This window comes from Paraburkholderia sp. (assembly GCF_035656215.1).
Lineage (GTDB): Bacteria > Pseudomonadota > Gammaproteobacteria > Burkholderiales > Burkholderiaceae > Paraburkholderia.
Window position 1 is genome coordinate 1 of record NZ_DASRSY010000120.1, and the last position, 3,402, is coordinate 3,402.

General features: G+C 63.5%; 3 protein-coding genes. All 3 read right to left on the reverse strand.

What is annotated here, in order from left to right:
- The coding region (locus VFE81_RS06835) for an FAD-binding oxidoreductase (protein WP_325043868.1) at positions 1-830 on the reverse strand (830 nt) is incomplete at its 3' end.
- A gap of 52 nt (positions 831-882) precedes the next feature.
- Complete coding sequence (locus VFE81_RS06840) at positions 883-1,920, reverse strand: DUF1338 domain-containing protein (RefSeq protein WP_325043869.1); 1,038 nt, start codon at positions 1,918-1,920, stop codon at positions 883-885.
- Positions 1,921-2,275: 355 nt separating this feature from the next.
- On the reverse strand, positions 2,276-3,402 hold a 1,127-nt coding region (locus VFE81_RS06845), incomplete at its 5' end, for an autotransporter outer membrane beta-barrel domain-containing protein (RefSeq protein ID WP_325043870.1).

Sequence of the window (3,402 nt, forward strand, 5' to 3'; positions counted from 1 at the left end):
ACATTGAAGCCGTTTTCCGGCAACAGTTGATCGAGATTGAAGCCCGACACGCGTCGCTTGATCTGCGGGAATTTCGCGCGAATCTGGTCCGCGTAGGTGTCGCGCAGTTGCTTGAGTGCGGCGTAGATTTCGCCCTGGCAACCACCCGATGCAATGATTCGTTCAAGTTCGTCGTCAGAGGTCGGCCCGACCCAGAAACGCGCGCCATCGAAGGTCGCGATTTCCAGCGCCTCGACGTTCTCGACCGTCTTGCCGGCCATCACCGAATGCGCGCCGCACGAGTTGTTGGCGATCATGCCGCCGAGCGTGCAGCGGCTGTGCGTCGCGGGATCGGGTGCGAAGGTAAGACCGTGCTCTTCGGCGGCGTCGCGCAAGGTATCGCAGACCACACCCGGCTCGACGATCGCTACGCCCGCCACAGGATCGACCGACACGACGCGGTTCACATACTTGCTCGCGTCGGCCACGACCGCGACGTTCACGCATTGGCCATTCTGCGAGGTACCGCCGCCGCGCGGGAGAAACGGCACGTCATTGCGGCGGCACGCAGCGAGCGTTTCCAGCAGGTCGTCGACGTCCGACGGCACCACCACGGCGAGCGGGACTTGCCGATAGTTCGACGCATCCGCCGCATACAGCGCTTTCGAGCCCTGATCGAAACGCACTTCGCCGCGCACATGGCGGCGCAAATCTGCTTCGAGCGCGTGCATGACGGCAGCGGTACCCGAAAAGGGCATGGCGATGCGCGGCTCTTTCGACGTGCTATCCGCCGCGTCGCTCAACGAAGCGTTCACGTCCGCGCCCTGCTCTTCATCCAATGACGTTCCCACTGCGTCCCTCACGTTTCGTGTCCAACGCCCGCGTGACGGCTTGCTCGACACATCACGCAGCCTGGCTCGCGGTCATCTTGAAGATGCCCTGTGCGTTGCCCGCGTCGAAACGCAGGTCCGTTTCCCAACGGCGTGCATCCTGATCGAACGTCCGCTTGCGCGTGATGAACTCGTAGAACGAGCCCGGCACGTCGCGCGTCACGGTGCTGTCATCGGCCGCGCGAAATTCGCGCCGCACGATATCTGCGCGGTAGGCGGTCTGAAACACGCGGCCCGAACGTGAACGCTCGACTTCCGGCTTCATCGGACGACTCTTCGCCTTTTCGTCGTCGGCAAGTTTGAACACGTCCGCAACGCGATCGGTGGCGTGATTGAAGGCATTGCCTTCGGTCGCGATCCACGCCATTTCCGCCGACTCCTTCAACAATACTTCGTAATCGGTTTCGCGTGGCGTCTGATGCTGACGCGCGAACGCGCCAACGATCACCGGCAACAAGGCATGGGCCGCCTCGAGCGGCAACACGCCGTCACGTTCGAGCTCCCACAACTGGCCAACGGCTTGAGGCGTCAACGGATCGCGCGAGTTGCCGATGACGTTCGTCACCGCCTGCTGGAATTCCACCGAGAAACGCTCCGGGTGCAATTCGCTGAGGAAGAACTGCGCGATCTCGTCAGGGGCGTCGTCGTGCGCCCAGGCGCGGCCGGTCATGCCGAGACGATCAAGCGGATAGCGGCCGTTGATGCTGAAACCGAGCGGACGCAGGATGCGCGCGAAAGCGGCTTCGCCCGCTGGCAACGCGCCACTCTTTGCCCAGCGCACCGTGCGCAACGCGCCGTGGTCAAAGTAGACACTGCCGCCAGCGGCGATCGTCTCTTCCGTGTATTGGCGGCCATTCGCCGAGCGCGCCAGAAGGCCTTCGAACAGCGCCATATTCAGCGCCTGGGCTAGTTCGGCACGCGTGACGGTGCCGTCTTCCCATTCGTTGAGGATCTGCGGATGGTTCAGCGTAGCGAACAGCCTCGCGGTTTTCTCGTCGCCAAGCAGTTTCAGCAGGAGTTGTTCGACATTCGCATTTTTGGTGTTTCGCATATTGATTCTCGGCGGAGTGCGGTGAATGCGCGTTCGTGTGTTTGAAGGTGGCCTGCCGGCCTGGCTTCAAGACGCAAGCGCAGTATCGTTGGATGCACGATTATTCAAATCCACGGCGCCGCCGTAAAGCGAAATTAAATCGCCACTTGATGCGTTTTTGGAATTAACGTGGGGGAGCTCAAGATTCTAGGCATGCGTGCGCTGCTCGCTCTCGCAGCCGCCGCGCGGCACGAAAGCTTCACGCCCGCGGCGTGCGGGTTCTTCCGCACCGAAAGCGCGGCGAACCCATTCTTATCAGGACTCGACGACGCCAGCGCCGCGTGACCTCCGCGCGCCCCGGCGTCGTCTGCCGTTCTCACCAGCGCCAACGCACGCCCAGGTCGCCCTCGACTGTGCGTTGATGCGCGCCGCCCAGATTGAACAGATATCCCGCCGTCGCATAGACGCTGACGGTGTTGTTCAACCGGGCCGAGACGCCTGCGCCGACATGTCCCTCGGTTTGACCGACCGTCGTCGGGATCGCAGTGGTGCCGGCAAAGGTCGCCTCGTCCGTCCCGCCGAAATAACGCAACACGTTGACGCGTACATAGGGTTCCCATTGCGTCCCGAGCGCGGAAAACTGCCCCAGCAGCCGCGCACCGATGCGCCCGATCAGGCCGCTCGCGCTGTGGAACGAGACGGTGGAAACGCCGTCGTTCAGGTCATTGATGTGCGTGTGCTGATAGATCAATTGCAACTGCGGTTCGATCGACAGATTCAGCGGCAACGGAATCGGCAAGCCGGCCTCCACCGATGCCGTGAATGCATTGCCATGCGTGGTCGCGCCGATGTTCTGATTGGAGCGCGGATCGATCGTCATCGTGCTGCCCATCAGCACGGTGTCCGTATACCAGCCGCCAGGACCGATGTGCGTCCAGTAGCCACCGAGGCTGTATGAATTGATCGACAGATGACCGGCAGAGAAATCCGGTTGCGCGAGCGCGAAGCCGTTGACGTCGCCGGTCGCCCGAGCGTAGCCGAGCAGGAAACCGTAGTGGTTGCGGTGGCCGCTCGGGCTCGAGTCGGCATAGAGGTCCTGTCCGACCTGCGCACCGACGATCGTGCCGTCGAATTCCTGGTTCACCGCACCGTCGTTGCCTTGCACGGTGTGGCCGCCCCATACGCGGCCCCATCCTGCCGGTGCCACGCCGTTCTCGTTCAGCAAACTCTGTGAGCCTTGCCGATCGTGGAAGGTGCCGATCTGCTCGACGGCGAGTTCGCGCGCCAGCGACGGCACTTCGGCGTAGACCGGTACTTCCATGCGATAGATCGGCACGGGTGCCGTGGCGTTCGCTGCGACGACGGGCAGGGCAGGCGCGCCGGCGGCGAGGACGGGCGGCGGGAGTGCTGCGGGCGCAGGTGTGGGTGTCGGCGAAGGCGCAGGTGCGCCCGGCGTTGGCGTTGGCGTTGGCGTTGGCGTTGGCGTTGGCGTTGGCGTTGGCG